The 1,933-nt window shown below is 71.3% G+C and carries 2 protein-coding genes and 1 pseudogene; all 3 read right to left on the bottom strand.

Annotation, left to right across the window (positions count from 1 at the left end; translation table 11 throughout):
* Positions 1–231, bottom strand: a pseudogene (locus tag GTW08_RS14760) (hypothetical protein); the annotation flags it as partial.
* Between the two features lie 229 nt (positions 232–460).
* Entirely contained in the window at positions 461–1,633 is a 1,173-nt protein-coding gene (gene moeZ / locus GTW08_RS14755) for an adenylyltransferase/sulfurtransferase MoeZ (RefSeq protein ID WP_073578322.1), read from the bottom strand.
* 61 nt (positions 1,634–1,694) lie between these two features.
* On the bottom strand, positions 1,695–1,933 hold a 239-nt coding region (locus GTW08_RS14750; protein WP_161152075.1), incomplete at its 5' end, for an alpha/beta fold hydrolase.

Below are 1,933 nucleotides of genomic sequence, written 5' to 3'. Positions count from 1 at the left end.
CTCCACGCGCTCGTCGGCCTCGACGGCCTCGGGCTCACGCAGCCACGGCAGCGTGTCGGCGAGCCGCTGGTCCCCCGCCGCCTGTGCCGCGGCCCGGCGGACCTGGCGGGCCGCCAGCCGGTGGGCTGCGGAGCAGTAGCGCCGCTGTGGACGGTCGCCGGACACGTCCCCCGTGGGCTCCAACGGTGCGTCGCACCCCTGCAGGGCGCATGTGCGCAGCGAGTCCTCCACCGAGCGTCCTCCCGACCTAGTGATCGCGTGCATCCCCATGTCGCGGCGATCGGTCGACATGTTTCGCCCAACGGGCGAAATGCAGGGCTGAACGGACGATGTTCACTCGGACAGTCGTGTGCGATCGATGAGCGGTCACGCTGTGCCACACCAGGAACGGCGACGGCCGCCGTCCCGGGTGTACCGGTGACGGCGGCCGTCGGTGTAGGGCGGAGCGGGTCGGCCCCGGTCAGTAGGTGGGCTGCGACGGGTCGATCTGCTTGACCCAGGACAGCACCCCGCCGCCGACGTGGACGGCGTCGCGGAACCCGGCCTTGTGCAGCGCGGCGAGGGCCTCGGCGGACCGGCCGCCGGACTTGCAGTGCAGCACGACCGGCTTGTCCTGGGCGATCTCCGACAGCGCGGCACCGGACAGGATCCGGTCCTTCGGGATCAGGACCGAGCCCGGGATCCTCACGATCTCGTACTCGTGCGGCTCGCGGACGTCGATGAGCTGGAAGTCCTTGCCCGCGTCGATCATCTGCTTGAGCTCGCCGACGGTGATCGTGCTGCCGGCGGCCGCGTCCTGCGCCTCCTGCGTCACGGTGCCGCAGAACGCCTCGTAGTCGATCAGCTCGGTGATCTTCGGCGTCTCCGGGTCCTTGCGGATCTTCACCTGCCGCCAGGTGGTCTCCAGCGCGTCGTAGATCACCAGGCGGCCGAGCAGCGGTTCACCGATCCCGGTGAGCAGCTTGATCGCCTCGTTGACCATGATCGAGCCGATCGACGCGCAGAGCACGCCCAGCACGCCGCCCTCGGCGCAGGACGGGACCATCCCGGGCGGCGGCGGCTCGGGGTAGAGGTCGCGGTAGTTGAGGCCCTGCCCGTTCGGGGCGTCCTCCCAGAAGACCGACGCCTGGCCCTCGAACCGGAAGATCGAGCCCCAGACGTAGGGCTTGCCGAGCAGCACCGCCGCGTCGTTCACCAGGTAGCGGGTGGCGAAGTTGTCGGTGCCGTCCAGGATCAGGTCGTAGTCCCGGAAGACGTCCAGCACGTTCTCGCTGGTGAGGCGCTCGTTGTGCAGGCGGACGTCGACGAAGGGGTTGACCTCGCGGATCGAGTCGCGGGCCGACTCGGCCTTCGGGCGGCCCACGTCGGACTGCCCGTGGATGACCTGACGCTGCAGGTTCGACTCGTCGACGACGTCGAACTCGACGATGCCCAGGGTGCCGACGCCCGCGGCGGCCAGGTACAGCAGGGCGGGCGAGCCGAGGCCGCCCGCGCCGACGACCAGCACCTTCGCGTTCTTCAGGCGCTTCTGCCCGTCCATCCCGACGTCGGGGATGATGAGGTGGCGGCTGTACCGCTCCACCTCGTCCTTGGTGAGCTCGGCTGCCGGCTCCACCAGTGGCGGTAGCGCCATCTCGTCCACTCCTCGCGGGTTGCGTGCGGGTCTCAGGGCGTCTCAACGCGCCACGTGCGCGTCATCTTCCCGCACCCGCTCCGACCGGCACCGTGTCCCACAGCGCGGCGACGGCGTCGGCCACCGCCGCGGGCCGCTCGATCTGCGCGACGTGCCCGGCCCGGGGCAGCACCAGCAGCCGCGCCCCGGGCAGTGTGACCGCGGTCCGCGCGGCCAGCCGCGGGGACACGATGCGGTCCTGCTCGCCCCACACCACCAGCGACGGCACCCGCACCCGGGCCATCCGGCGCCAGATCTCGC

The organism is Pseudonocardia sp. SID8383 (assembly GCF_009864975.1).
Taxonomy (GTDB): Bacteria; Actinomycetota; Actinomycetes; order Mycobacteriales; family Pseudonocardiaceae; genus Pseudonocardia; species Pseudonocardia alni.
The sequence above is the reverse complement of the archived record's forward strand: the minus strand, read 5'-3'. Positions and strand labels throughout refer to the sequence as shown.